Origin of the sequence: Blautia intestinalis, from assembly GCF_014297355.1 — a bacterium.
Taxonomy (GTDB): domain Bacteria; phylum Bacillota; class Clostridia; order Lachnospirales; family Lachnospiraceae; genus Blautia_A; species Blautia_A intestinalis.
This window is the reverse complement of record NZ_JACOQE010000005.1, coordinates 135,497-160,039: the sequence shown is the minus strand read 5'-3', so window position 1 is coordinate 160,039 and position 24,543 is coordinate 135,497. Positions and strand designations below refer to the sequence as shown.

Annotated in this window: 19 protein-coding genes and 1 other annotated feature; of the genes, 16 read left to right on the top strand and 3 right to left on the bottom strand. The window is 42.2% G+C overall.

What is annotated here, in order from left to right:
* Positions 1-18: 18 nt before the first annotated feature.
* A complete protein-coding gene (locus H8Z79_RS10380; RefSeq protein ID WP_015541543.1) occupies positions 19-687 on the bottom strand; it encodes a response regulator transcription factor in 669 nt (222 codons plus the stop codon).
* Between the two features lie 298 nt (positions 688-985).
* Between H8Z79_RS10380 and H8Z79_RS10375 the strand changes: the two genes are divergently transcribed.
* From H8Z79_RS10375 to H8Z79_RS10360, 4 genes are all read left to right on the top strand, one after another.
* A complete protein-coding gene (locus H8Z79_RS10375) occupies positions 986-1,462 on the top strand; it encodes a DUF2284 domain-containing protein (protein ID WP_118039901.1) in 477 nt (158 codons plus the stop codon).
* A gap of 95 nt (positions 1,463-1,557) precedes the next feature.
* On the top strand, positions 1,558-2,205 hold the full coding sequence (locus tag H8Z79_RS10370) for an L-rhamnose mutarotase (protein WP_015541545.1): 648 nt from the start codon (positions 1,558-1,560) through the stop codon (positions 2,203-2,205).
* 141 nt (positions 2,206-2,346) lie between these two features.
* Positions 2,347-3,867, top strand: a complete 1,521-nt coding sequence (locus tag H8Z79_RS10365) for a S1C family serine protease (RefSeq protein WP_187002833.1) — start codon at positions 2,347-2,349, stop codon at positions 3,865-3,867.
* 196 nt (positions 3,868-4,063) lie between these two features.
* Positions 4,064-5,023, top strand: coding sequence for a 3'-5' exonuclease (locus H8Z79_RS10360; RefSeq protein WP_015541547.1), 960 nt, complete (start codon positions 4,064-4,066; stop codon positions 5,021-5,023).
* Here the strand turns inward: H8Z79_RS10360 and H8Z79_RS10355 are convergent.
* On the bottom strand, positions 5,006-6,244 hold the full coding sequence (locus tag H8Z79_RS10355; RefSeq protein ID WP_118039903.1) for a D-alanyl-D-alanine carboxypeptidase family protein: 1,239 nt from the start codon (positions 6,242-6,244) through the stop codon (positions 5,006-5,008). The genes H8Z79_RS10360 and H8Z79_RS10355 overlap by 18 nt on opposite strands.
* A 192-nt stretch (positions 6,245-6,436) precedes the next feature.
* Positions 6,437-6,671, top strand: a binding site (T-box leader).
* Positions 6,672-6,750: 79 nt separating this feature from the next.
* Here H8Z79_RS10355 and ileS point away from each other — a divergent pair.
* From ileS to H8Z79_RS10335, 4 genes are all read left to right on the top strand, one after another.
* Entirely contained in the window at positions 6,751-9,903 is a 3,153-nt protein-coding gene (ileS, locus tag H8Z79_RS10350) for an isoleucine--tRNA ligase (protein WP_118039905.1), read from the top strand.
* A gap of 99 nt (positions 9,904-10,002) precedes the next feature.
* Entirely contained in the window at positions 10,003-12,459 is a 2,457-nt protein-coding gene (locus H8Z79_RS10345; RefSeq protein ID WP_118039906.1) for a glycogen/starch/alpha-glucan phosphorylase, read from the top strand.
* A gap of 271 nt (positions 12,460-12,730) precedes the next feature.
* Positions 12,731-14,071 (top strand): ATP-binding protein, encoded by a 1,341-nt coding sequence (locus tag H8Z79_RS10340; protein WP_015541551.1) that lies wholly within the window; start codon positions 12,731-12,733, stop codon positions 14,069-14,071.
* A gap of 60 nt (positions 14,072-14,131) precedes the next feature.
* Complete coding sequence (locus H8Z79_RS10335; protein ID WP_118039907.1) at positions 14,132-14,776, top strand: nucleoside recognition protein; 645 nt, start codon at positions 14,132-14,134, stop codon at positions 14,774-14,776.
* Positions 14,777-14,794: 18 nt separating this feature from the next.
* Here the strand turns inward: H8Z79_RS10335 and H8Z79_RS10330 are convergent, their stop codons facing one another.
* Entirely contained in the window at positions 14,795-15,559 is a 765-nt protein-coding gene (locus H8Z79_RS10330) for a DeoR/GlpR family DNA-binding transcription regulator (RefSeq protein WP_118039908.1), read from the bottom strand.
* 358 nt (positions 15,560-15,917) lie between these two features.
* Between H8Z79_RS10330 and H8Z79_RS10325 the strand changes: the two genes are divergently transcribed.
* From H8Z79_RS10325 to H8Z79_RS10290, 8 genes are all read left to right on the top strand, one after another.
* Positions 15,918-17,411, top strand: coding sequence for a sugar ABC transporter ATP-binding protein (locus H8Z79_RS10325; protein ID WP_118039909.1), 1,494 nt, complete (start codon positions 15,918-15,920; stop codon positions 17,409-17,411).
* A 4-nt stretch (positions 17,412-17,415) separates the two neighbouring features.
* Positions 17,416-18,381, top strand: coding sequence for an ABC transporter permease (locus tag H8Z79_RS10320; protein ID WP_118039910.1), 966 nt, complete (start codon positions 17,416-17,418; stop codon positions 18,379-18,381).
* Positions 18,374-19,318: an ABC transporter permease gene (locus H8Z79_RS10315; protein ID WP_118039911.1), complete on the top strand. Its 945-nt coding sequence runs from the start codon at positions 18,374-18,376 to the stop codon at positions 19,316-19,318. The genes H8Z79_RS10320 and H8Z79_RS10315 overlap by 8 nt, the downstream gene beginning before the upstream one ends.
* A gap of 60 nt (positions 19,319-19,378) precedes the next feature.
* Entirely contained in the window at positions 19,379-20,410 is a 1,032-nt protein-coding gene (locus tag H8Z79_RS10310) for a substrate-binding domain-containing protein (RefSeq protein WP_182279240.1), read from the top strand.
* A gap of 27 nt (positions 20,411-20,437) precedes the next feature.
* The gene (locus H8Z79_RS10305) at positions 20,438-21,259 is read left to right on the top strand and encodes an N-acyl homoserine lactonase family protein (protein ID WP_118039913.1); all 822 of its coding nucleotides are present in this window, start codon (positions 20,438-20,440) and stop codon (positions 21,257-21,259) included.
* Positions 21,252-22,271, top strand: a complete 1,020-nt coding sequence (gene pdxA / locus H8Z79_RS10300; RefSeq protein ID WP_118039914.1) for a 4-hydroxythreonine-4-phosphate dehydrogenase PdxA — start codon at positions 21,252-21,254, stop codon at positions 22,269-22,271. The genes H8Z79_RS10305 and pdxA overlap by 8 nt, the downstream gene beginning before the upstream one ends.
* A gap of 83 nt (positions 22,272-22,354) precedes the next feature.
* Positions 22,355-23,713, top strand: a complete 1,359-nt coding sequence (locus H8Z79_RS10295; RefSeq protein ID WP_118039915.1) for a four-carbon acid sugar kinase family protein — start codon at positions 22,355-22,357, stop codon at positions 23,711-23,713.
* Positions 23,714-23,845: 132 nt separating this feature from the next.
* Positions 23,846-24,535, top strand: coding sequence for a triose-phosphate isomerase (locus H8Z79_RS10290; RefSeq protein WP_118039916.1), 690 nt, complete (start codon positions 23,846-23,848; stop codon positions 24,533-24,535).
* Positions 24,536-24,543: the final 8 nt, after the last annotated feature.

Sequence of the window (24,543 nt, the reverse complement as noted above, 5' to 3'; positions counted from 1 at the left end):
CTTACAGTGCTTCTTGTATTATACCATGTAGCCCAGTCCCTTTTTGGTGATGATAAAATCTTTCAGGCCTTCACCTTCCAGTTTCCTGCGCAGGCGGGTAATATTTACGGTCAATGTGTTGTCGTCAACGAAGCTGTCACTTTCCCAGAGTCTTGTCATGAGCGCATCTCTGGAAACTGTTTTGCCGGCGTGTTCGAGAAGAATCTCCAGAATGCGGAGCTCATTTTTGGTAAGGGCGATATCGTGGCCGTTCCAGGTCAGGGTACAGCGGGGCGGATTGAGGAGAGCACCTTTGTATTCCAGTACATTTCCGGGAGTCCCGAAGGAATAGGTGCGGCGGAGAATGGCCTGTATTTTGGCAGTCAGGACATCCATGTCAAATGGTTTTGCAATAAAATCATCGGCGCCGCGGCTCATTGCCATGACCATATTCATGTTATCGGCAGCGGAGGAAATAAAGATGATCGGTACCTGAGAGATTCGGCGGATTTCCTCACACCAGTGAAAACCATTGTAAAATGGCAGCTTCAGATCCAGCAGGACGAGCTGCGGATCGAGACGGGCAAATTCCTGTATAATATTGGAAAAATCTTGTGCGCAGGAGACATCATATCCCCAGGAACAGAGATTCTTTTTCAGAAGGTTTGCGATGATCTCATCGTCTTCGATGATAAAAATACGGTACATGGGTGCTCCTTTCTGTGCAGGTTTTATGTTGCTGTTCACTCCGTTCACAGCAACCTGGTCAAAATCATTCCAAATCACCTTCGGTGATGGGATTTTGCCCCGTATGTCTCGGGATTTTGCCATATTCATGGCAAAACACCTCGCGGGATATTACGTGTGAACAGTAACGGTTTTATGCTTATCATAACATGTCCTTGAAAGATTGCAACAAAATTCAGTTTGTGGCATTATAAGGATAAAGGAATTATTTAATGTGTAAGATAAAATCACGTGATGACAACAGAAGGGAGATTTTGATATGGATCTGGTGAAGGAGGCAATCTTTCTGGGATTTTCGGGAGCTGCCGTCATGGATACCACGCAGCTTGTTTTTGTACCGGAATACCGGATGTTTTGTGAAGAAAACTTATGCGGCTGTTACAATGTAAATCCGGCCTGTCCGCCGGAAAGTGGTACGGCCGAGGAGATGAAACAGCGCGCATTGCAGTATGAAAAAACACTGGTGCTGCAGACCATGCAGGAAGATACACATGATCCGACACAGTATAAGAAAGACAAGCTTCTGCAGAACAAAATGACAGAAGAACTTGCAGAAAAAATGAAAGAAGCCGGCAAAACAGATATTCTGATCATGGGTGCCGGACCGTACAAACACAACTCCTGTATGTCGGCATACTGTGTAGATGCACAAAAAATGGCAGATGCAGCGGGGATGCTGTGCTGGACAGATGATGGAATGGTACGGTATTTTTCACAGATTTTGTTCCATGAATGAATGTGATATTACATCATTGATTTTTGATGGGAACGGACTTAAAATAGAAACGACAAAGTTGTACGACAAAATTTCAATACAGGAGGCTTTTTATTATGGAAAGACATGCATTTGCGATGAAAGTGAAAGCCGGCAGAATGAATGACTACCGCAGAAAACTTGGTGAGATCTGGCCGGAGCTGACCGCTTTTCTGGACCGAAATAAAGTGAAAAATTTCAGTATCTGGAACGCAGAAGATTTAATCTTCGGTTACTATGAAAATGAAGACGGTACAGTATTAAGTGAAGAAGAAAACGCAGCAAAAGATGCGATCACTGCAAAGATTGAAGATACTTTTGAATGGATTTCCACACCGGGCAAAGACATGCGCCTGATGTACCACAATTTTGGTGTTGTAAGAGAGAATAAAGAGCTGATCCGCCACAGAATGTTTATGACAAAACTTAAAGATGGCTGTGAAGAAGAATACAAGAGACGCCATGACGGGCTGATCGCACAGAGAGGCGACACCGTAGATCCGGGTCCGGACAGCAACTTCAGTATCTGGTGTGCAGGCGGATATATCTTCGGATATGATGAGATCGACACAACCATGGAAGTAGAAGAAACGATTGAAGCAAGAGAGCAGACGGTCGAATGGGAAATGCGCCAGCTCGGTATCATGGACTGGATCACAAACGATGTAGACTGGATGACTGGTGATGTTCACGCAGATGTTAAACGTCTTGCATGGCATAATTAACACTTTTATCACAATTTTCCCACAAAGTAAACACAAATCCTCCCTATACTTTTAGACATAAAAGGAAAACAGAAACAGAGATAGCGATTCACCGGAAGATTTTATAAAGTGAAGAGTAATGATCCTAAGGAGGGGATTTTAATGAGCGATAAAAATAACAACGTAATGATGAACAATGATATGAATAACAATATGAATAATGACAACGATCCAAAAGAAAGAATGAGAAAAAAAGTGAAAAAAGCAGCAGGCATTGCTCTTTGTGCAGTACTTGCCGGTGGTCTTGCAGCAGGTTCCTTTGAAGGAATCAATACAATTACCGGATGGAACAGCAGTACAGTAGAGGCGGCATCAAATAAAGACAATACCACACTTCTTCAGACAAAATCAAAAAAGAAGAGTTCCGATAAGAAGTCAGATGATAAAGAAAGCAAAGATGATTCCGGATCAAAGACAAAAGGAAGTCTTGATGTTTCTGATATTGCTGCAGAAGGAATGAAATCTGTTGTAGCAATTACAACAAAATCTGTCCAGGATGTACAGAACTATCTCGGAGCTTATGGATTTGGCGGAAGTCAGGGATTTACCACTCAGCAGGAAGTTGAGGGAAGCGGTTCCGGTATCATTGTCGGAAAGAATGATGATAATCTTCTGATCGCAACCAACTATCATGTTGTAAGTGGAGCAGATACCGTATCTGTTACCTGCATCGATGGTGAGACTTATGAAGCAACCGTAAACGGTTACGATGAGGACAAAGACCTTGCAGTCGTTTCTGTAGCACTTTCTGATATTTCTGATGATACAATGGATCAGATAGCAGTAGCTACGATCGGAAGCTCTGATGATCTGAAGGTTGGTGAGCAGGTCGTTGCAATCGGTAACGCACTTGGTTACGGACAGTCTGTAACAACCGGTATTGTCAGTGCAAAGAACCGTAAACTCAATGATGAGGGTGTAGAAGAGGATGAAGATTCTGATGCAACAAACCTGATTCAGACAGATGCAGCAATCAATCCTGGTAACAGTGGTGGTGCACTTCTGAATATGGATGGTGAAGTTGTCGGTATCAACTCTGCAAAACTTGCCTCCACAGAAGTTGAAGGTATGGGTTACGCAATTGCAATCTCCGATGTAACAGATACACTTGAGGATCTGATGAATGAGACTCCGAGAGATAAAGTCGACAATCATGGTGTGCTCGGAATCACAGGTATGACAGTAAGTGATGAGGCTTCTCAGTATTACGGAATACCGGAAGGTGTGCTTGTTTCTGAAGTAACAGAAGGCGGTGCAGCTGAGGATGCCGGAATTAAAGAAAAATCCATCATTACAGAATTCGATGGCAAGAGAGTACGCAGCACCGATGAACTGGTAAGTCGTCTTGAGTACTATGAGCCAGGCGAAGAAGTTGAAGTAACTCTTGAAGTTGCAGATGGCGGAGAATATAAAGAAAAAACTGTAACTGTAACACTTGGCGAAAATAAAGATACAGATTCCAACAAAGATTCAAAAGATGATTCAAAGGACGAATCTGATGCAGAGAACAGTCAGGATCAGGGCGATGGTGAAGACCAGAGCACAGACAGTCTTCTTGAGGATTTTGAGAATCAGGAATCAGACGGAACTGCATATGAACAGTTCTTTGGTTTCCTCAATTAATCAGTTGATTGCGGGATTTCATATTTCCGTAAAATAAAATTTATAAGCAGAAAAGACCGGTACCGGGAAATGGTATCGGTCTTTTTCTGTCCGCAGGTGTGTGCTGTTTTGTTGAAAGAAACGAATCTGTCTGTTATACTAGACAACAGAGAAAAAATGAGTTAATGCATTGGAAATAAAAAGAAGGAACTACTGTATGAACTATATTGTTTTTGACCTTGAGTGGAACCAGAGTCCCGGAGGAAAAAAATATTCCAACAGCCGTCTGCCTTTTGAGATCATTGAGATCGGTGCAGTCAAGATGAATGAGCAGAGAGAAGTGCTGGATGTTTTTCAGAGACTTGTGAAACCTCAGGTATATAACTGGATTCATGACAGCATACACGAAGTGATCCATGTGGATTACAAGGATCTTGCAGACGGAGTTCCTTTTCCGCAGGCAGTGGAGGAATTTCTGGACTGGTGCGGAGAGGAAAGGGTATTTTGTACGTGGGGCAATCAGGATGTGATGGAACTGCAGCGTAATATGAAATATTATGGGCTGCTTAAGAAAATAAAAGGTCCGGTCACGTATTATGATGCACAGAAAATATATGGTATCTGTTATAAGGAAGATCCATGCAGGCGGAGTCTGGAATATGCGATCGACAAAATGCGGCTTCCGAAAGCACAGGAGTTTCATCGTGCACTGACGGATGCGAAGTATACGGGTGAGATATTTAAACGTCTGGATATGCAGGTGGTGCTTGCAAATCCATCCATTGATGTGTATCAAAATCCAAAGACAAGAAAAGAAGAAATTTATTTATCTTATCCGAATTATGACGAGTATGTATCACGCGAATTTGCTGAGAAGGAGAAAGTCATAAAGGATCGGGAAGTGGCAAGCACCAGATGTCCGGTCTGCCATTTGCCGGCGAAGCGTAAGATCCGCTGGTTTATGAATAATTCAAGGGCATATGAAAGTGTATCTTTTTGTCAGAAACATGGCTATATCAAAGGAAAAGTGCGAATCCGCCATACAGATGAAGATGCATTTTATGCGATCAAGACATTAAAGAGAATTGATGAAGAAAAAGCGGAAGAAATCCGTGAAAAACGGGATTCCCTCCGCAAGAAAAGACAGACTAAACGGCAGTCAGAGAAGTTCGTCTGAGAGGAGCCGTGTCTGGTAATATCTGGCAGTTCCAACCTCATGGCCGTTATAACTGTATGTGATGGTCAGAAGGGGAAGACCTGCCAGATTTTTTGTCATGGAATATGATGTTGAAAGCTGGCTCACATCAGTACCCTGTGGCAATGAAACATAGGCATTTTGCCGTCTGCGGAACAAAGTAAAGTCTTTGTAATCTTTGAGGAGATATTTTTCCGCGGGCAGACAGGATCTGGAGATTTCTTTTTTCAAACCTTTGATCTTTGATCTGGAAAAATTGTTGAATCCGTAATCCAGTAATGCTTTTGTGTCGGAATAGGCACCATTTACAGATTGCATGACAACAGCTACGAGGTAAGTGTTGTCATTTTTTGCATAGGTGACAAGGGTATTACCGGCTGCTTCCGTGTAGCCTGTTTTGCCGCCGAGGACACCATCATACGCGTAAGTCTGGCCGTTCATCATTTTGTGATGGTTCAGGAGATAACGTGTTTCTGCGAATTTGTTTGTCGGTGGGATTTCGTAGTACCCGGTTGTTACAAATTTGCGGAATGTGAAGTTGAACCATGCGGCACGGGCAATCTTTGCCATGTCGGCAGCAGTGGTGTAATGTGTTTCGTCCGGCAGACCGTTCGGATTGTTGAAATGTGTGTTGGTGCAGCCGAGCTGACGGGCTTTCAGATTCATCTGTTCGACAAATTTTTTGGTGGAGCCGGAAGTGAGTTCTGCGACTGCCAGTGTCATTTCGTTAGCGGACTGGAGCATGACGGCCATCAGTGCCTGTTCGACTGTAAATTCTTCGCCGGTATCTGCGTAGATACTGGAGCTGTTGGATTCGGTAATGCTGCGGGCTGCGGATTCAGTCATGGTAAATTTGGCGGATGGATCCAGATTCTCGCAGCCGAGGAGACCGGTCATGATCTTTGTGATGCTTGCCGGATACTGTGCCTTATCAGCGTTTTTGGAGTAAAGGACGGTACCGGAGAGCATGTCGACAAGGATTGCGGATTCTCCTTCAATCTGAGGTGCTTTTACCCAGCCTTCGATGGAATCTGTGTCGGCGGGCTGGTTGTAATAAGCGGTGTGTGGGTCGGGTGTTGGTGTGGCCGTGACCAGAGGGGCGCCGTAACTGTCTGTGGCAAAGACAGGGACTGTCTGTGTGATAAATATGGCAGAGAAGAGCGTGCCGGTCATAAGACGCCGGAGGGTTTTCTTTATATTCATATGAGTACCTTTCTGATATAATTTCCTATAGTATACCATTCTTTCCAATTATACTGTAATCGTTTTTCTCATACAAGGGTCAAATCCATATAAAATCCCCGGAAAACCCTGATAAAACCGCCCAAATATCGCAAAAAGACCTTGACATATCGAAAAACATCACCGTATAATAAAACAGCACATATAAAATAAGCAAAAACCATGATGGAGACAGTAAATAAAAATGAACACATCAGAGAGCCGGGGACAGGTGGAAGCCCGGTGCCAGTAATTTTTATCGAATATCACTCCGGAGTTTCTTTCCTGAAATTCTCAGTAAGGAGAGACGGTTTTCCGCCGTTAAAGGGAACATGTATCGGCGTTTATAACTACCGGCCCGTACAATGTAACAGGTGGTGCGAATGTGGAAATTGCTTTCGTCCTTTTACAGGACGGAAGTTTTTTTATTTTATTGAAAAAAGTAAATAACAGAGATTTTTCTGAAGAATCTAAAGGAGGAATTTGTTGTGTACCAGAAGGTAGATACGAACCTGAATTTTGTAGACCGTGAAAAACAAGTAGAAAAATTCTGGAAAGAAAACCATATTTTCGAAAAAAGTATGGAAGACCGTAAAGATGATCCTACTTATATGTTCTATGACGGACCGCCGACCGCAAACGGCAAACCACACATTGGTCATGTACTGACCCGTGTTATCAAAGATATGATTCCGAGATACCGTACAATGAAAGGCTACATGGTACCTCGTAAAGCAGGATGGGATACCCATGGACTTCCGGTTGAGCTGGAAGTTGAGAAGAAGCTTGGTCTGGACGGAAAAGAACAGATCGAGGAATATGGTATGGAGCCATTCATTCAGCAGTGTAAAGAAAGTGTCTGGAAATACAAAGGAATGTGGGAAGATTTCTCTTCAACTGTTGGTTTCTGGGCAGATATGGAAAATCCATATGTCACCTATCATGATGACTATATCGAGTCTGAATGGTGGGCACTGAAAGAAATCTGGAACAAGAAACTCCTGTACAAAGGATTCAAGATCGTTCCTTACTGTCCGCGTTGTGGTACACCACTTTCTGCACAGGAAGTTTCACAGGGATACAAAACAGTCAAAGAACGTTCCGCAATCGTTCGTTTCAAGGTTGTCGGAGAGGATGCATATTTCCTTGCATGGACAACAACACCATGGACATTGCCATCTAACGTTGCACTGTGTGTAAACCCGGATGAAACATATTGTAAAGTAAAAGCAGCAGACGGATATACCTATTATATGGCAGAGGCTTTACTTGATAAAGTTCTTGGTAAACTCGGTTCCGAAGAAACTCCGGCATATGAAGTACTTGAAAAATATGTTGGTAAAGATCTGGAATACAAAGAATATGAACCACTGTTTGCATGTGCCGGAGAGGCAGCAGCAAAACAGAAAAAGAAAGCGCACTTTGTTACAGCAGATAACTATGTAACTATGAGTGATGGTACCGGTATCGTTCATATTGCACCGGCATTCGGTGAAGATGACAGCCGTATCGGACGTAACTATGACCTTCCGTTTGTACAGTTTGTAGACGGCAAAGGTGATATGACAGCAGAGACTCCATATGCAGGAATCTTTGTAAAGAAAGCTGATCCGCTTGTACTTCAGGATCTTGACAAAGAAGGAAAACTTTTTGATGCACCGAAATTTGAGCATGATTATCCGCATTGCTGGAGATGTGATACACCACTGATCTACTATGCACGTGAATCCTGGTTTATTAAGATGACTGCAGTCAAAGATGACCTGATCCGCAACAACAACACCATCAACTGGATTCCGGAGAGCATTGGTAAAGGACGTTTCGGCGACTGGCTGGAAAACGTTCAGGACTGGGGTATTTCCAGAAACCGTTACTGGGGAACACCACTGAACATCTGGCAGTGTGAATGCGGACATATGCATTCTATCGGAAGCCGTCAGGAACTCTTCGAGATGAGCGGCGACGAAAAAGCCAAAACAGTAGAGCTTCATCGTCCATATATCGATGAGATCACACTGAAATGTCCGGAATGTGGCGGAACCATGCACCGTGTACCGGAGGTAATTGACTGCTGGTTTGACTCAGGAGCAATGCCTTTTGCACAGCATCATTATCCATTTGAAAACAAAGAACTCTTCGAAAAACAGTTCCCGGCAGATTTCATCTCCGAAGCTGTTGACCAGACAAGAGGATGGTTCTATTCTCTGCTTGCCGAGTCTACGATCCTGTTTAATCAGGCTCCATACAAGAACGTTATCGTTCTCGGACACGTACAGGATGAGAATGGTCAGAAGATGAGTAAATCCAAGGGAAACGCAGTTGATCCGTTTGATGCACTTGAGAAATACGGTGCAGATGCAATCCGCTGGTATTTCTATATTAACAGTGCTCCGTGGCTGCCGAACCGTTTCCATGGCAAAGCTGTTCAGGAAGGACAGCGTAAATTCATGGGTACTCTGTGGAATACTTACGCATTCTTTGTACTGTACGCAAACATTGACAATTTTGACGCAACAAAATATACTTTAGATTATGAAAATCTTCCGGTTATGGATAAATGGCTTTTAAGCAAGCTCAACTCCGTAGTGAAGACTGTCGATGACTGCCTTGCAAACTACAAGATTCCGGAAAGTGCAAGAGCTCTGCAGGAATTTGTAGATGAGATGAGTAACTGGTATGTAAGAAGAAGCCGTGAACGTTTCTGGGCAAAAGGCATGGAGCAGGATAAGATCAATGCTTACATGACACTTTATACTGCACTGGTAACAATTTCCAAAGCGGCAGCTCCGATGATTCCGTTTATGACAGAAGAAATTTACCAGAACCTTGTAAGAAGCATCGATAAAGAGGCAATCGAAAGTATCCATCTCTGCGACTTCCCGGAAGTAAAAGAAGAGTGGATCGACAAAGAGCTGGAAGATGACATGGAAGAACTTCTCAAGATCGTTGTTCTTGGACGTGCAGCAAGAAATACTGCAAATATCAAGAACCGTCAGCCGATCGGTACAATGTACGTAAAAGCGGACAAAGAAATGGGTGAGTTCTATACAGACATCATTGCAGATGAGCTGAATGTCAAAGAAGTAAAATTCGCCAGCGATGTAGAATCCTTTATTTCTTACAGCTTCAAGCCGCAGCTCCGTACAGTAGGACCAAAATACGGTAAGCTTCTGAACGGTATCCGTAAGGCACTTTCAGAGATCAATGGAACAGAAGCTATGAATGAGCTGAGATCCACAGGTCTTCTGACACTGGATATTGATGGAAACAAGGCAGAACTTTCTGAGGAAGACTTATTGATCGAGACCGCACAGACAGAAGGTTATGTAACAGAAGCAGACGGTGATATTTCCGTAGTTCTTGATACAAATCTGACACCTGAGCTGATCGAAGAGGGCTTTGTCCGCGAGATCGTCAGCAAGGTACAGACCATGAGAAAAGAAGCTGGATTTGAAGTTATGGATAAGATCCATATCTACGCAAAAGACAATGATAAGATTCTTGAACTCATGAAGAACCACAAAGAGGAAATCATGTCTGAAGTACTGGCAGAGGATATGACTCTGGGCACAACCGATGGCTATGTAAAAGAATGGAACATCAACAAAGAGCCAGTTGTTCTTGGTGTTGCAAAAATGTAATTTGTAAACAATACATGCCCGGTAATTTACCGGGCATGATTCGTAAAATTGAGGGAACAAAAAAGCGCAGCTTAAGCTGCACAATAAGGAGGAAACACGATGATCGACAAGCAGTTTAAAAAAGAAGCTTTCAAAGAGAGCGTAAAGGAAAATGTCAAATTCCTGTATCGTAAAAAACTCGAAGAAGCTACACAGGAACAGATTTTTCAGGCTGTATGTTACACCGTAAAAGATGTTATCATTGATAACTGGCTGGAAACACAGAATGCATATAAAGAGCAGGATCCGAAAACGGTTTATTACATGTCCATGGAATTCCTGATGGGACGTGCTCTTGGAAACAACCTGATCAACCTGACTGCATACAAAGAAGTAAAAGAAGCTCTGGATGAGCTTGGTCTTGATCTCAATGTGATCGAAGATCAGGAGCCGGACCCGGCACTTGGTAATGGTGGTTTGGGACGTCTTGCAGCATGCTTCCTTGATTCTCTTGCAACTCTGAACTACAGCGCATATGGATGCGGTATCCGTTATCGTTACGGTATGTTCAAACAGCAGATCAAAGACGGATATCAGATAGAAGTACCGGATAACTGGCTGAAAAATGGATATCCGTTCGAACTTCGTCGTCCGGAATATGCAAAAGAAGTTCATTTTGGCGGATATGTTGATGTTGAATATGATCCGGCAACAGGCTCCAATAAATTTGTGCATAAGGGATATCAGGCAGTAAAAGCTGTTCCGTTTGATATGCCGATCGTTGGATACAACAACAAAATCGTAAACACATTAAGAATCTGGGATGCAGAGCCAATCGTTGATTTTGAGCTTGATTCCTTCGATAAAGGTGATTACAAAAAAGCGGTTGAGCAGGAAAACCTTGCCCGCAACATTGTTGAGGTCCTTTACCCGAACGATAACCACATGGCAGGTAAAGAACTGCGTCTGAAACAGCAGTATTTCTTCGTATCTGCAAGTCTTCAGGCTGCTATCGCAAAATACAAAAAGAATCACAAAGATATCATGAAACTGCACGAAAAAGTTACTTTCCAGATGAACGATACTCATCCAACAGTAGCTGTTGCAGAACTTATGCGTATCCTTATGGATGAAGAAGGACTTGGATGGGATGATGCATGGTCTGTCACAACAAAATGTGTTGCTTACACAAACCATACGATTATGGCAGAAGCACTTGAAAAATGGCCGGTTGAGCTGTTCTCCAGACTGCTTCCGCGTGTATACCAGATCATCGAAGAGATCAACCGCCGTTTCGTTCTTGAAATTCAGGAAAAATATCCTGGAAACTATGACAAGATCAAGAAGATGGCAATCCTCTATGACGGACAGGTCAAAATGGCACATCTTGCAATTGTTGCAGGCTACTCTGTAAACGGTGTTGCAAAACTTCATACAGAAATCCTTAAGAAACAGGAACTGAAAGATTTCTACGAAATGATGCCGGAGAAATTCAACAACAAGACAAACGGTATCACACAGAGACGTTTCCTGCTTCACGGAAACCAGCTTCTTGCAGACTGGGTAACCGATCACATCGGACCGGAATGGATCACAGATCTTTCTCAGATCAGCAAGCTGAAGGTTTATGTGGATGATGAAAAAGCACAGCAGGAATTCATGAATATCAAATATCAGAACAAAGTTCGTCTGGCAAAATACATCCTTGAGCACAACGGAGTAGAAGTAAATCCACGTTCTATCTTTGATGTTCAGGTTAAGAGACTTCATGAGTACAAACGTCAGCTTCTGAACATCCTTCATGTAATTTATCTGTATGACCAGATTAAGAAACATCCGGAAATGGATTTCTACCCAAGAACATTTATTTTCGGAGCAAAAGCATCTGCAGGTTATGCACGCGCTAAGAAAATCATCAAACTGATCAACTCTGTAGCAGATGTTGTAAACAATGATGCTTCTATCGAAGGCAAACTGAAAGTTGTATTTATCGAGAACTATCGTGTATCCAACGCTGAGATGATTTTTGCAGCAGCAGATGTTTCCGAGCAGATTTCTACTGCAAGTAAAGAGGCTTCCGGTACAGGTAACATGAAGTTCATGCTGAACGGTGCACCGACTCTGGGAACCATGGATGGTGCAAACGTTGAGATCGTAGATGAAGTAGGTAAAGAAAATGCATTTATCTTTGGTCTGAGTGCAGATGAAGTTATCAACTACGAAAACAATGGCGGATATGATCCGAGAGTCATCTATAATACAGATGATGAGATCCGTCAGGTACTGACAGAGCTTGTCAACGGAACCTTCTCCTCTGATACAGAACTGTTCCGTGATCTGTACAATTCTCTCCTCAACCAGAATGGCGGAGAGAGAGCAGACCAGTACTTCATTCTTGCTGACTTCCGTTCTTATGCAGCAGCGCAGAAGAAAGTGGAAGAAGCATACAAAGACGAAAAAGGCTGGGCTCGTATGGCTATGCTGAATACTGCATGTGCCGGTAAGTTCACATCCGACAGAACGATTCAGGAATATGTAGATGATATCTGGCATCTGGATAAGGTATATATTAAATAATAGTTTATAATTTATAAAAAGACTGGATTTCTTGAAAAAAGGGTCCGGTCTTTTTGTGTTAAGAATAAAATATGCGAAAATAGAAAGCAAATTATACCTAATATAGACACTTTGATATCAGATTCCTGCGGAAAGTAAATTGATTTTATGGCAGTAGTTGTATTTTTGAAATCCTTTGGATATAATAAAAATGTGATTGTTATACACACAAATATTTATAAAAATGTGATTGATACACACAAAAACAACAATAAAAATGTGAGGAATGTCTATGGAACGCTTTATTTTAAATAAACTATTAGACTGGAAAAACTCTCCCTATCGCAAACCGTTGATTCTGAAAGGGGTGCGTCAGGTGGGAAAGACCTGGATCTTGAAAGAGTTTGGCAGACAATATTATGAGAATACTGCATATTTTAACTTTGATGAAAATGAAGAATATAAACAGTTCTTTGAAACCACAAAAGATGTAAATCGAATTTTGCAAAATCTGATGTTGGCGAGTGGTCAAAAAATAATGCCGGAAAAAACGCTTATTATTTTTGACGAGGTACAGGATTGCCCTAAAGTTATTAATTCTATGAAATACTTTTGTGAAAATGCGCCGCAGTATCATATTGCATGCGCCGGTTCCTTGCTGGGGATTGCTTTGTCAAAGCCGTCTTCATTTCCTGTTGGTAAAGTTAATTTTATGCAGATAGACCCTATGACTTTTTCTGAATTCCTGCTTGCTAATGGAGATAAGAATCTTTCTGTATATTTGGAAACCGTTGATACGATTGAGCCGATTCCAGATGCGTTTTTCAATCCACTTTATGAGAAATTGAAGATGTACTATGTTACGGGAGGAATGCCGGAAGCGGTTAAGATGTGGACAGAAGCACGTGATGTTACAGCCATGCAGGAAGCACTGTCTGGAATTATTGATGCTTATGAGCGTGATTTTGCGAAACATCCTGATATCAGCGAATTTCCGAAGATTTCAATGATATGGAAGTCTATTCCATCTCAACTGGCAAGAGAAAATAAAAAATTCATATACAAAGTTGTCAAAGAAGGTGCGAGAGCTCGTGAGTATGAGAATGCTCTGCAATGGCTGGTGGATGCACGATTGGTGCATAAAATTTATCGTAGTTCTGCACCTGGACTTCCGATAGCAGCTTACGATGATTTGTCAGCTTTCAAAATTTATTTGGTTGATGTAGGTTTACTTCGTCGTCTGGCACAGTTGGCACCTACAGCATTTGGTGAGGGAAACCGTCTGTTCACAGAATTTAAAGGCGCATTGACCGAGAATTTTATACTACAAACGTTGATTACGCAGTTTGAAGTAGTTCCCCGGTATTGGAGCCAGAGCAATCCGCCATATGAAGTGGATTTTCTTATTCAGAGAGAAAACGATATTTTTCCTGTGGAAGTCAAATCTGAGGCAAATACGACCAGCAAAAGCCTAAAAAAGTTCAAAGAACTGTTTCCAGATAAGGTTAAACTTCGTATCCGATTTTCTCTGGATAATCTCAAATTGGATGATGATGTGCTGAATATTCCATTGTTTATGGCAGATCAGGCGGATCGGTTGATTGGACTGGCTTTGCAGCAGAGAAACAGATAATACTTCTAAAAGTTATATGGAAAGAATAGAATGAAGTGACAGTGGATGCAGGTAATCTACATGGTATATCTCTGGGGTGGGATGCTTCTGATCGGGATTGTGTATGGTGTGCTGGCCGGAAATGTGGATGAAGTTACGAAGGCTTTTGTGTCATGTTCGGGGGAAGCGGTCAGTCTTTGTATTTCGATGGCGGGAATTACGGCGATGTGGACGGGAATGATGAAGATTGCAGAGAATTCCGGACTGGTCACGGAGTTGGCGGCAAAAATGAGACCGCTGATAAGGTTTTTATTTCCGAAGCTGGATACAGAGTCAAAAGCGGCGCATTATATATGTCTTAACTTTCTTTCAAATGTGCTGGGATTGTCCTGGGCAAGCACAAGCTCGGGTCTGTGTGCGATGAAGGAATTGAAAGAACTGCAGTTACAGAAAGAAAATGCAGAGAAGAATACAGAAGACAGTGGAAAGAAGGATGCAGTCAAAAACAGCAGCATGATTGCCAGTAATGAAATGTGCACGTTTCTGATCATCAATGTTTCTTCCCTGCAGCTGATTCCTGTAAATATGATTGCCTACCGGGCGAAATATGGAAGTGCAGATCCGACGGCGATTGTTGGGCCAGCGATTCTTGCCACCGCTGTCAGTACCGCAGTGGCAGTGATTTTTTGCCGAATAGCAGGAAAGTATAAGAAAGTATCACCGTGACGCGGGGACATCAGATGCTCATCTTGCTATAACAAGAGAAATGTTTTCTTTCTGTGCTTTTTTGATGTTTTCTGTCGAAATACTGTCATCTGTAATAATCTTATAGATATCTTTCATAGGGCAGATAACGGACAGATATCCGCCGCCGAATTTGCTGCTGTCAGCCAGAACATATACTTTGTGAGACATGTTCAGGATGGCGCGTTTCACCTGCATCTGAGGTGTTGCAATAGAGGTGATCCCAACATCGAAATTGATGCTGTGAACACCAATAAAAGCCTTATCTACCTGAAAATGTTTCATGTTTTCCAGAGCATCATCACCCATAGTAGCGGCCAGATGTCCGCCCACATGTCCGCCGATCATATAGAGATCAACATGGTCGAGCCCGGCCAGCTCATTGCCTGCAAGAAGCGAGTTGGTTACGATCGCAAGTCGTTTTTCGGGATGCTCTTTAATGTATAATGCCAGATAAAAACTGCTGGAGGCATCATCAATAATGATGGTGTCCTGGTCATCAATAAAATTGTATGCACATGCGGCGATTTTTCTTTTCTGTTCGGTGTTTCTGTATACACTTTCTGCAGAATACTTCCGTACATGTGCTTTTTCCAGGGCAATTGCGCCGCCATGAACTCTTTTTAATGCTCCTTCCTGTTCCAGAACTCTGATATCATTTCGGATAGTCACTTCGGAACAGTTATATTTCTGACTGAGGAATGCAACACGTACCTCACCTTTTTCTTCAACTTCTTTTAAAATCAATTGTCTTCGTTTTTCCATAAAACAACCTCCGTATTTTTACTTCGATTTGCTGTATGTTTGGTTTCATTCTATCTTTAAATGAAAAAAAAAGCAACTGTTTTGTGAAAAAATAATTGTAAAAATCGAAAAAATGATTGCTAAATAATTAACAAAACGAAAAAATGAAAGTAAACGAAAAAAATGAGAGAAAATATTGTATAAATCAAACAAAACAGGATGCGAGATATTCCTAGAAGTGACGAAATAGTAGAAAAACGTTGAAAAACAAAAAAATGTGATATATGATATAAAATATAAAAGCAAGTTACAGAAAGAAAATAAAAGCAAGCGAAAGGGAGAAACGAAAGCGAAAAACGAAAGTCAGGAGGGACTTGGCATGGATGGACAAAAGTATGTATTGAAAACAGATAAGATATATAAGAGTTTTGGCGGAAATCATGTCTTAAAGGGAATTGATTTTGAATTGAAGGAGGGTGAGATTCAGGCGCTTCTCGGAATTAACGGAGCCGGCAAGAGTACACTGATAAAAATCATATCCGGAGCATTGAGCCAGGATCAGGGAAAAGTCATTATTGATGGAGAAAGAACAAAAAATCTGACACCGGCAAAAGCACAGGCTCTTGGAGTGGCAACGATTTATCAGGAGACGAGTCTTTATCCTCAGCTTTCAGTACTGGAAAATCTGTTTGTAGGAAAACGCCTGAAAAAGAACTTTCAGCTTGATTGGAAAAGGATGGAAGAAATTGCGGAACAGACATTTCAAAGACTTGGAGTGAAGATCAATTTATATGAAAAGATGGCAAACCTCGGAAAGGCTTCTGCACAGCTGGTTGAAATTGCAAAAGCATTGTCCATGGATGCAAAAATCCTGATCATGGATGAGCCGACAGCTTCTCTTTCCAAACAGGAGACAGAAATGCTTTTCAATATTGTCCGTAAACTGAAAGAGGAAGGGACTTCAATCATCTATATTTCACACAGAATGGAAGAAATTTTCCAGATCACAGACAGGGTAACGGTTATGAGAGATGGGAAGATAATCGGAACCAAAGAAACAAAAGATGCAACAACCGACTGGGTAACCAATTCCATGCTTGGCAAGGAAGTAGATAAAGAACTGGACAAGAAAGACAGAAAAACAGGTGAAGTGCTTCTGGATGTAAAGGGATTAACGAAAGCAAATATATTCCAGAATATAAGTTTTCAGGTACACCGTGGTGAGATCGTGGTACTTTCCGGTCTGGTAGGTGCAGGGCGAACAGAAGTAATGAGAGCGATATTCGGAATTGATCCGTACGACTCCGGTGAGATTACTTTCAAAGGAGAACCGATAAAAAAACATACCTGGGATGTCATTCAACAGGGAATCGTAATGGTTCCGGAGGACCGTGGAAGACAGGGACTGGTAAAAGAAATCAGTGCAGCAGAAAATATGGTGCTGGCAGCGTTTCCGACACTTTCAAAGCATGGTTTTCGAGATAAGAAAAAGGAAGCTCAGCGTGTAGAAGAACAGGTGAAAGGGTTACTGTTAAATCCACCAACAGCAAAACTTGACGGAGGTTCTTATTCCGGAGGAAATCAGCAGAAAGTTGTTATTGGAAAATGGCTGAATACAGATCCGGAGCTGCTGATTCTTGATGAACCGACATGTGGCGTTGATGTAGGTGCCAAGATGGAAATTTATCGATTGATCATAAAACTGGCAGAAGAAGGAAGAGGTATCCTGATTGTATCATCCGATATAGAAGAAACACAGATGATCGCAGACCGGATCATCGTAATGAGACAGGGAATGATTGCCGGAGAACTTACAGAAGACTTTGAAAAGAACGCAATACTGGGTATGGCACTTGCGGGAAAGGAAGCGTAAGAATATGTATAAAAATCGAAAAGCAATAAAAGCATTATTAATATTTTATGTAATTATTCTGGCGATCATGCTTGTAAAAGCACCGTCATTCTTCAGTGTTGATAATGCGATGGATATTTTACTGAACGTTTCAACAACAGCAATTGCGGCACTTGGTATGTTATGTGTTCTTCTTGTCGGAGACATCGATGTATCTGTAGGAGCGATCCTGGCGGCCTGTTGTACAACTACCGGTCTTCTCGCAAAAGCAGGGATGCCGTTGATCGTTGTTATCGCAGGATCCATGCTTGTGGGAATTGTACTTGGTCTTGTAAACGGAATGATCGTTACGATCCTGAAGCTGGACGCGATTGTAGCAACGCTCGGTTTGCTCAGTATCTACAGAGGATTGCTGATCATTATCACAAAAGGAAGCTGGATCAACGGACTTCCGAAAAATATATTAAATCTTGGACAGGGCAGGGCATTCGGAATTCCGATACCGGTATATATCATGATTCTGGTGGCGGTAATCATGTGGTTTGTTCTGAATCGGACAGAATGGGGCAGAAACTTCTATGCAGTTGGTTCTAATCCGGCTTCGGCAAGACTTAGTGGTATCAATGTAAGAAAGACAAGAATTATTGCGTTTGCTGTATGTGGAGTTCTGGTTGGTCTTGCAGCATCTATTTATACCACACGATATGGTGGAATTCAGTCAAATACAGGAAAAGGCTGGGAAATGACGCTGATCTCCTCCGCAGTAGTAGGTGGAGCAAGCACAGTCGGAGGCGAGGGAGATGTGTCGGGAGTATTTCTCGGAGCACTTCTGATCAGTGCATTAGGTACCGTTCTTGTATTCTTTGGAATTGATGCATTGTGGGAACAGGCAGTTCAGGGTCTGATCATCTTTGTATCCGTAGCATCTTATGCAATTGATTTTAAAAAATTAAAATCAAGATTTGTAAAAGGAGGTGCTGAAAATGATTAAAAAACTGACAAAAAATAATTTTTTCATTCTGCTGGTTGTACTGGCAATTGTTATGGGCGTTATGTCGAATCTGTCGGATTATTTCCTGACACCATTGTACTTACTGAATGCGACAAGATTCATATCGGAGACTAGTCTCATCGGACTTGGAATGACACTGGTTATTCTGACAGGAGGAATCGACCTTTCTGTTGGTTCTATGATGGCATTATCCTCCGTATGTCTGGGACTGTTCTGCCAGATTGGTATACCTTCCATACTTGCTGTAGTGTTCAGTTTGCTGATCGGTGCACTGGGCGGAATGTTAAATGGATATGTAGTCTGTAAGTTGAAACTTCCGGCATTGATCGTAACACTTGCAACGATGGAACTTTTCCGTGGAATTGCTCTTGGCATTTCAGGTGGATCTGCAATTGCCATTCCGGAAAATCTGTACTTCCTGGGACAGGGAGACATCGGACCGTTACCGGTACAGCTGGTCGTAACAACACTTGTATATATCATTGTTGCAGTATTTATCTACAAGACAAATTTCGGTGTATACCTGAAGAGTATCGGATACAACGAAGAAGTAGCTGTTTTTTCAGGAATCCGTGTTACATGGAATAAAGTAAAAGCTTACGTATTATCAGGATTTTTTGCAGCACTTCTGGGTGTGCTTTTTACCTGTCGTGTAAGCAGTGCAAAAGCAGATTACGGAAACAACTATGAGATGGATGCAATTACAATCGCTGTATTCGGAGGTGCATCACTGGCAGGTGGAAAAGTAAGTTTCGCGGGAGCTTACATTGCAGCAATCATCATTGTAATGATTCGTCTCGGACTTACAACAGCAGCGATCCAGACAGAAGTTCAGTCGGTTATCATCGGACTGATCCTGATTCTGGCAGTTGCATTTAATAACTTTGTTGCTTCAAGGAAAACAGTAGAAATGTAAAACAATAAAATAAAAATATATTTGTGAGAGACACAAATAAAAAATAAGGAGGATATGACAATGAAAAAAGGTTTAAAAAAGGTGATTGGTGCGGGGCTGGCTTTATCAATGGTTTTCTCTATGGCGGCATGTGGACAGAAGAGTGGTGACAGTAGTGATTCTGCTTCTGGATCAGAGGATAAGACAAAAATCGTTGTTATGCCAAAAGTAGTAGGTATCGATTATTACAATGCAGTAAAACAGGGTGTTGATGAGGCAGCCAAAGAACTGGGTGACAAAGTGGAAGTGACATGGCAGGGACCTACAGAAGCTACTGTAGATAAACAGATCGAAATGCTGGAGACGATCATTCCGACACAGCCGGATGTAATCTGTATTGCAGCAAACGATCCGGATGCGATCAAACCAACACTTGAGAAAGCAGAAAAAGCCGGTATTAAAGTAGTATCCTGGGATGCAGATGCCAATACAAGAGATATTTTTGTAAATCTTGTAGATTATACAACATTCGGTAATGCAATCATCGATTCTATGGCGGATCAGATTGGTGAAGAAGGCGACATCGCAATCATCACAACAACATTTACAGCAGTTAATCAGGTATTATGGATTGATGCGATCAAAGCACGTATTGAAGAAAAATATCCAAATATCAACATTGTAGATACACGTGAAGCGGGCGAAGATACACAGAAAGCAAATACACTGGCAAGCGACCTGATGAAGAGCTATTCTGACCTGAAGGGAATCATCGCATTAGGTGCACCGAACCTTCCGGGAGCAGTAGATGCAGTTGTAGCAGCAGGCAAAACAGGTGATGTTGTAGTTTGCGGTAACTCTACTCCGAATACAATGAAATCTTATCTGAAAGACGGTTCTATCAGAGATGTACAGCTGTGGAGTGCACCGGATCATGGATATCTGACAGTTTACACAGCATATACTCTTGCAACAAGTGGAATTGAAGCAGGAAAAGCATTTGAAGCAGGAAAACTGGGTGAGTTTACACCGGAAAAAGATGATCTCAGCATGAATATTAGTCTTCCGCTGGTAGAGTTCACAAAAGACAATGTAGATGATTTTGATTTCTAAATAAAACAGGAAGCAGGTAAAGATAATATGAAGATGTATGTATTTGAGCTGGGAAGCCTGAAATTAGATAAAAATCTGGTAGTATCCATGTCACATGTGGCAAGAGTAAACGATCCACGCTGTGAGAATGAGATGGTGGAATTCCCGGTACCGGCATATTTATTTGAAACAGAGGAAGGCTATGTGCTGTATGATACAGGCTGCCATCCGGACTGCATGGGCGAAAACGGACGCTGGCCGGTAGAATTTCAGAACCAGGTGCCATATGAAGGTGATGAAACAACAACAATTCTTTATCAGCTTGAACAGCTGGGCATAAAACCGGATGAAATTAAGACGGTCATTTTGTCCCACATGCATAACGATCATGCGGGATGCGTGGAGTATTTCCCGAATGCAGAATTTATTGTACATAAAGATGAATTTAATGCCTGCATCGGTGCATATGCACAGCACAGATATATGGATTCTTATATCTGGAAAGATACAGATGTATGGATCAAAAAGAAATTGAACTGGAAATTTCTGGAGTGTGGAGAAGGCGATTATCAGGTATGCCCTGGCCTGACAATCTTAAATCTCGGACCTGGACATGCGCGGGGTGTTCTGGCACTTAAAGTTGATCTCGAGAAGACAGGTACCGTTATTATTACATCAGATGCAGTGTACTGTTCCGAAAACTATGAGCAGGAACGTGAGCCGGGAGTGATCTATGATACCGTGGGCTGGAGAAGAAGTCTGAAGTATATCAAGAAAGTTGCAAAAGACAGTAACGCGCAGGTATGGTTCGGACATGACCGCAAACAGTTTGATACACTTGTAAAGGCGCAGGGAGGATACTATGAATAACGAGACAAAATTTAGACCGGTCACAGCAATTACCATGGGTGACCCGGCAGGAATCGGTCCGGAAATTGTCGTAGGTGCAATGCTGGACAAAGAATTACATGAGTGCTGTAAACCATTTGTGATTGGAAGTATTGCAATTATGGATCGTGCAGCAAAAGTGCTTGGTAGGGAACTGAAATACAATAAAATTGAAGATCCGGCGCAGGCAAAGTATGAATATGGTACAATTGATATTATGGAAACCGGAGATTATGATACGGATTCTATTGAATGGGGAAAGGTACAGAAACTTGCCGGACAGATGGCAGTTGATTGGATCATGAAGTCAATTGAACTTGGAATGAGCAAGAAAATTGATGCAGTGTCAACAGCTCCGATTCACAAAGAAGCAATCAAACTGGTAGGAGTGAAAGAACCGGGACATACAGAGATCTATCAGCATCAGACCAATTCCCCGTATGCGTTGACGATGTTCTCCTGCCATAAGCTCAGAGTTTTTTTCGTAAGCCGCCACATGTCATTGGTGGATGCATGCCATTATGCAACAAAAGAAGTGGTTCTGGAGAATGTAGTAAACATTGACAAGGAACTTCGGAAGATCGGAATTGAAAATCCACTGATTGCAGTTGCCGGATTAAACCCTCACAACGGTGATCATGGATTATTCGGAACAGAAGAAATCACAGACCTTGAACCGGCAGTGAAAGAAGCTCAGGAGATGGGAATCAATGCGGTTGGTCCATGCCCGGCAGATTCAGTCTTCCATATTGGAAAATCCGGAAAATATGATGCGATTTTATCCTTGTATCATGATCAGGGACATATTGCGTGCAAGACGCTGGATTTTGAAAAATCTGTAACTCTTACATTCGGACTTCCGTTTATCAGAAGTTCAGTAGATCATGGAACTGCATTTGATATTGCCGGAAAAGGTATTGCAGATGAGGTAAGCCTGATCGAATCAACAAAAGTAGTTGCTGAATATGCTGCAAAACAGCATGAAAGCAAATAACAGCTGAAAAGCATCAAAAATAGTAAGGACACTCAGGGCGGGATAGCTTTCCCGCCCTGAGTCAGAATAAGGGAGATGGTAGAATGGCTTACCTTGGAATTGTGGCAGATGACCTTACAGGTGCAACGACAACGGGAGTATTGCTGGCAAGAAGTGGTGTAAAAACAAAGGTTTATTTTCATGAGGAGGCTGTAAACAAAACAACAGATGCGTCTGAAAAAGAGGCAGAAGGAGCAATTGTAATCAGCTCAAACAGCCGTGCATATAAACCTGAGAAAGCATATGAGACAGTGAAATTTGCGACAGAGGTTCTTGTCGGACAGGGCTGCAGATATTTTCAAAAAAGAATTGATACTACCATGCGCGGCAGCATCGGGACAGAAATCGACGCAATGTTAAGTGTGCTGGGAGAAAATGTGGTTGCAGTTGTGGTACCGGCTATGCCGAAATCCAGAAGAATTCTGGTGGGTGGCTATTCAATCATAGATGGAACTGCACTTGTAAATACTCCTGTTGCAAAAGACGTGCGGACTCCTGTGACAGAAAATTATATTCCGCGTCTGCTGGAAACACAGACTAAGGAGAACGTGGCGCTCATACCATTGGAAAAGGTGCTGAAGGGAAGTCTGGCAGTTGTCGAAGATATGCGCGAAAAGCGTGCAAATGGAAGCAGGGTACTTGTGGCGGATGCAATTACAGAGCAGGATGTCACAGTAATAGCAGAGGCCTGTATGAAGCTGCAATGGAATATACTGAGTGTGGATCCGGGACCATTTACGGCAGAGCTGGCAAGACAGAGAGGTCTGGCAGGACAGGAACAGGATGGGCTGTATTCTCTGAATGTAAAAGAAAAAGCATCTGTCAAACCGGGACGTACAGTTCTGGTAGCAGCAGGAAGCGCTACAGAAGTCACAAAACGCCAGATGCAGAAACTTTTTGAAAAAACAGACGCACACCAGATCAGCGTGGATCCTGTACGGCTGTTATCCGGTGCAGAGGAGGCGGAAAAAGAGATTGTAAAAGCAGCAGAGGATGCGATTGAAATTTTGAAAAATCAGAGTAATGTTCCGGTAGTAGTGTTTGAAACGGCATTACATGGAACGCTCCTTGATCTGGATGCAGAAGATAAAAAACACGGTTATCCAAATGGAATGAGTGCGGACAAAATCAATGAAGGACTGGGGATGATCGTAAAAAAAGTATTGAATACATGTGGAAAAAGCAGAATTGCCGGTCTATATATGACGGGCGGAGATACCATGGTACACGTATGCAGAATGCTTGGAACGGAATGTCTGGAGGTACTGGATTATGTGATCCCACAGACAGATGTTTCAAAACTTGCAGACGGAAAATATCAGGGAATGACTGTGATCGGGAAAGGCGGAATGACAGGATACAACGAAATTGCAGAAGATATAGTAAATGCTCTTCTGAAATAAAAACGAAAGAATCAGGTGAAAACGAAATAATAATGTACAAATTGAATAAAAACATCAGTATTGATTCTTGATTTTATGTAAAAGTTGTATTAGAATGAAACTCGTAAACGCGTGAAACATTGGAGGAATTGTATGAGTAAAGTAACGGTACCCTTTCTGTTTGTCAACCCGAAATCATATTTATGGGGAAAAGAAAGTCTGGAACTTGCATTAGCATGCGATAAGATATCTGCCGAAACAGGTGTTATGCTATTTTTTACCTGTCCTTATGCAGACATTCGTCTGATAGCAGAAAATACAAAGCATGTAGTTGTGACTGCACAAAATATGGACAGTCTGAAACCGGGAAGAGGAATGGGCGCAGTATTGCCTGAATCTCTGGTTGAAGCTGGGGCAAAAGCTGTTGTTTTAAATCATGCAGAAAATCAAAAAACACTTGCAGAACTTTTTGCCTGCATAACCAGGGCGAAAGAGTTGGGATTGATTACGATTGTATGTGCAGATTCAACAACAGAATCTAAGGCTGTGGCAGAACTTGGTGCAGATGTGATTCTTGCGGAACCAACGGCTCTGATCGGAACCGGCACAACAGCAGATGCAAGTTATACAGTAGAGTGTTGTAAAGAAATCAAGAAAGTAAACCCTGATACTAAAGTAATGATTGCTTCCGGAATCACAACGGGAGAAGATGTTTATAAAGTGGTTTATTACGGAGCAGATGGCTCCGGCTCTACATCCGGAATAGTAAATGCGACATCCAGAGCGGGAAGAGTGAATGAAATGGTAGTGGCTCTTTTAAAAGCGATGGAAGATCGAAAATAGCCACTCTG

What these genes read in the sequence shown, in the direction of transcription:
- H8Z79_RS10380 (WP_015541543.1), bottom strand. Translation starts at nt 687, where the DNA reads ATGTACCGTATTTTTATCATCGAAGACGATGAGATCATCGCAAACCTT.
- H8Z79_RS10375 (WP_118039901.1), top strand. Translation starts at nt 986, where the DNA reads ATGGATCTGGTGAAGGAGGCAATCTTTCTGGGATTTTCGGGAGCTGCC.
- H8Z79_RS10370 (WP_015541545.1), top strand. Translation starts at nt 1,558, where the DNA reads ATGGAAAGACATGCATTTGCGATGAAAGTGAAAGCCGGCAGAATGAAT.
- H8Z79_RS10365 (WP_187002833.1), top strand. Translation starts at nt 2,347, where the DNA reads ATGAGCGATAAAAATAACAACGTAATGATGAACAATGATATGAATAAC.
- H8Z79_RS10360 (WP_015541547.1), top strand. Translation starts at nt 4,064, where the DNA reads ATGAACTATATTGTTTTTGACCTTGAGTGGAACCAGAGTCCCGGAGGA.
- H8Z79_RS10355 (WP_118039903.1), bottom strand. Translation starts at nt 6,244, where the DNA reads ATGAATATAAAGAAAACCCTCCGGCGTCTTATGACCGGCACGCTCTTC.
- H8Z79_RS10345 (WP_118039906.1), top strand. Translation starts at nt 10,003, where the DNA reads ATGATCGACAAGCAGTTTAAAAAAGAAGCTTTCAAAGAGAGCGTAAAG.
- H8Z79_RS10340 (WP_015541551.1), top strand. Translation starts at nt 12,731, where the DNA reads ATGGAACGCTTTATTTTAAATAAACTATTAGACTGGAAAAACTCTCCC.
- H8Z79_RS10335 (WP_118039907.1), top strand. Translation starts at nt 14,132, where the DNA reads ATGGTATATCTCTGGGGTGGGATGCTTCTGATCGGGATTGTGTATGGT.
- H8Z79_RS10330 (WP_118039908.1), bottom strand. Translation starts at nt 15,559, where the DNA reads ATGGAAAAACGAAGACAATTGATTTTAAAAGAAGTTGAAGAAAAAGGT.
- H8Z79_RS10325 (WP_118039909.1), top strand. Translation starts at nt 15,918, where the DNA reads ATGGATGGACAAAAGTATGTATTGAAAACAGATAAGATATATAAGAGT.
- H8Z79_RS10320 (WP_118039910.1), top strand. Translation starts at nt 17,416, where the DNA reads ATGTATAAAAATCGAAAAGCAATAAAAGCATTATTAATATTTTATGTA.
- H8Z79_RS10315 (WP_118039911.1), top strand. Translation starts at nt 18,374, where the DNA reads ATGATTAAAAAACTGACAAAAAATAATTTTTTCATTCTGCTGGTTGTA.
- H8Z79_RS10310 (WP_182279240.1), top strand. Translation starts at nt 19,379, where the DNA reads ATGAAAAAAGGTTTAAAAAAGGTGATTGGTGCGGGGCTGGCTTTATCA.
- H8Z79_RS10305 (WP_118039913.1), top strand. Translation starts at nt 20,438, where the DNA reads ATGAAGATGTATGTATTTGAGCTGGGAAGCCTGAAATTAGATAAAAAT.
- pdxA (WP_118039914.1), top strand. Translation starts at nt 21,252, where the DNA reads ATGAATAACGAGACAAAATTTAGACCGGTCACAGCAATTACCATGGGT.
- H8Z79_RS10295 (WP_118039915.1), top strand. Translation starts at nt 22,355, where the DNA reads ATGGCTTACCTTGGAATTGTGGCAGATGACCTTACAGGTGCAACGACA.
- H8Z79_RS10290 (WP_118039916.1), top strand. Translation starts at nt 23,846, where the DNA reads ATGAGTAAAGTAACGGTACCCTTTCTGTTTGTCAACCCGAAATCATAT.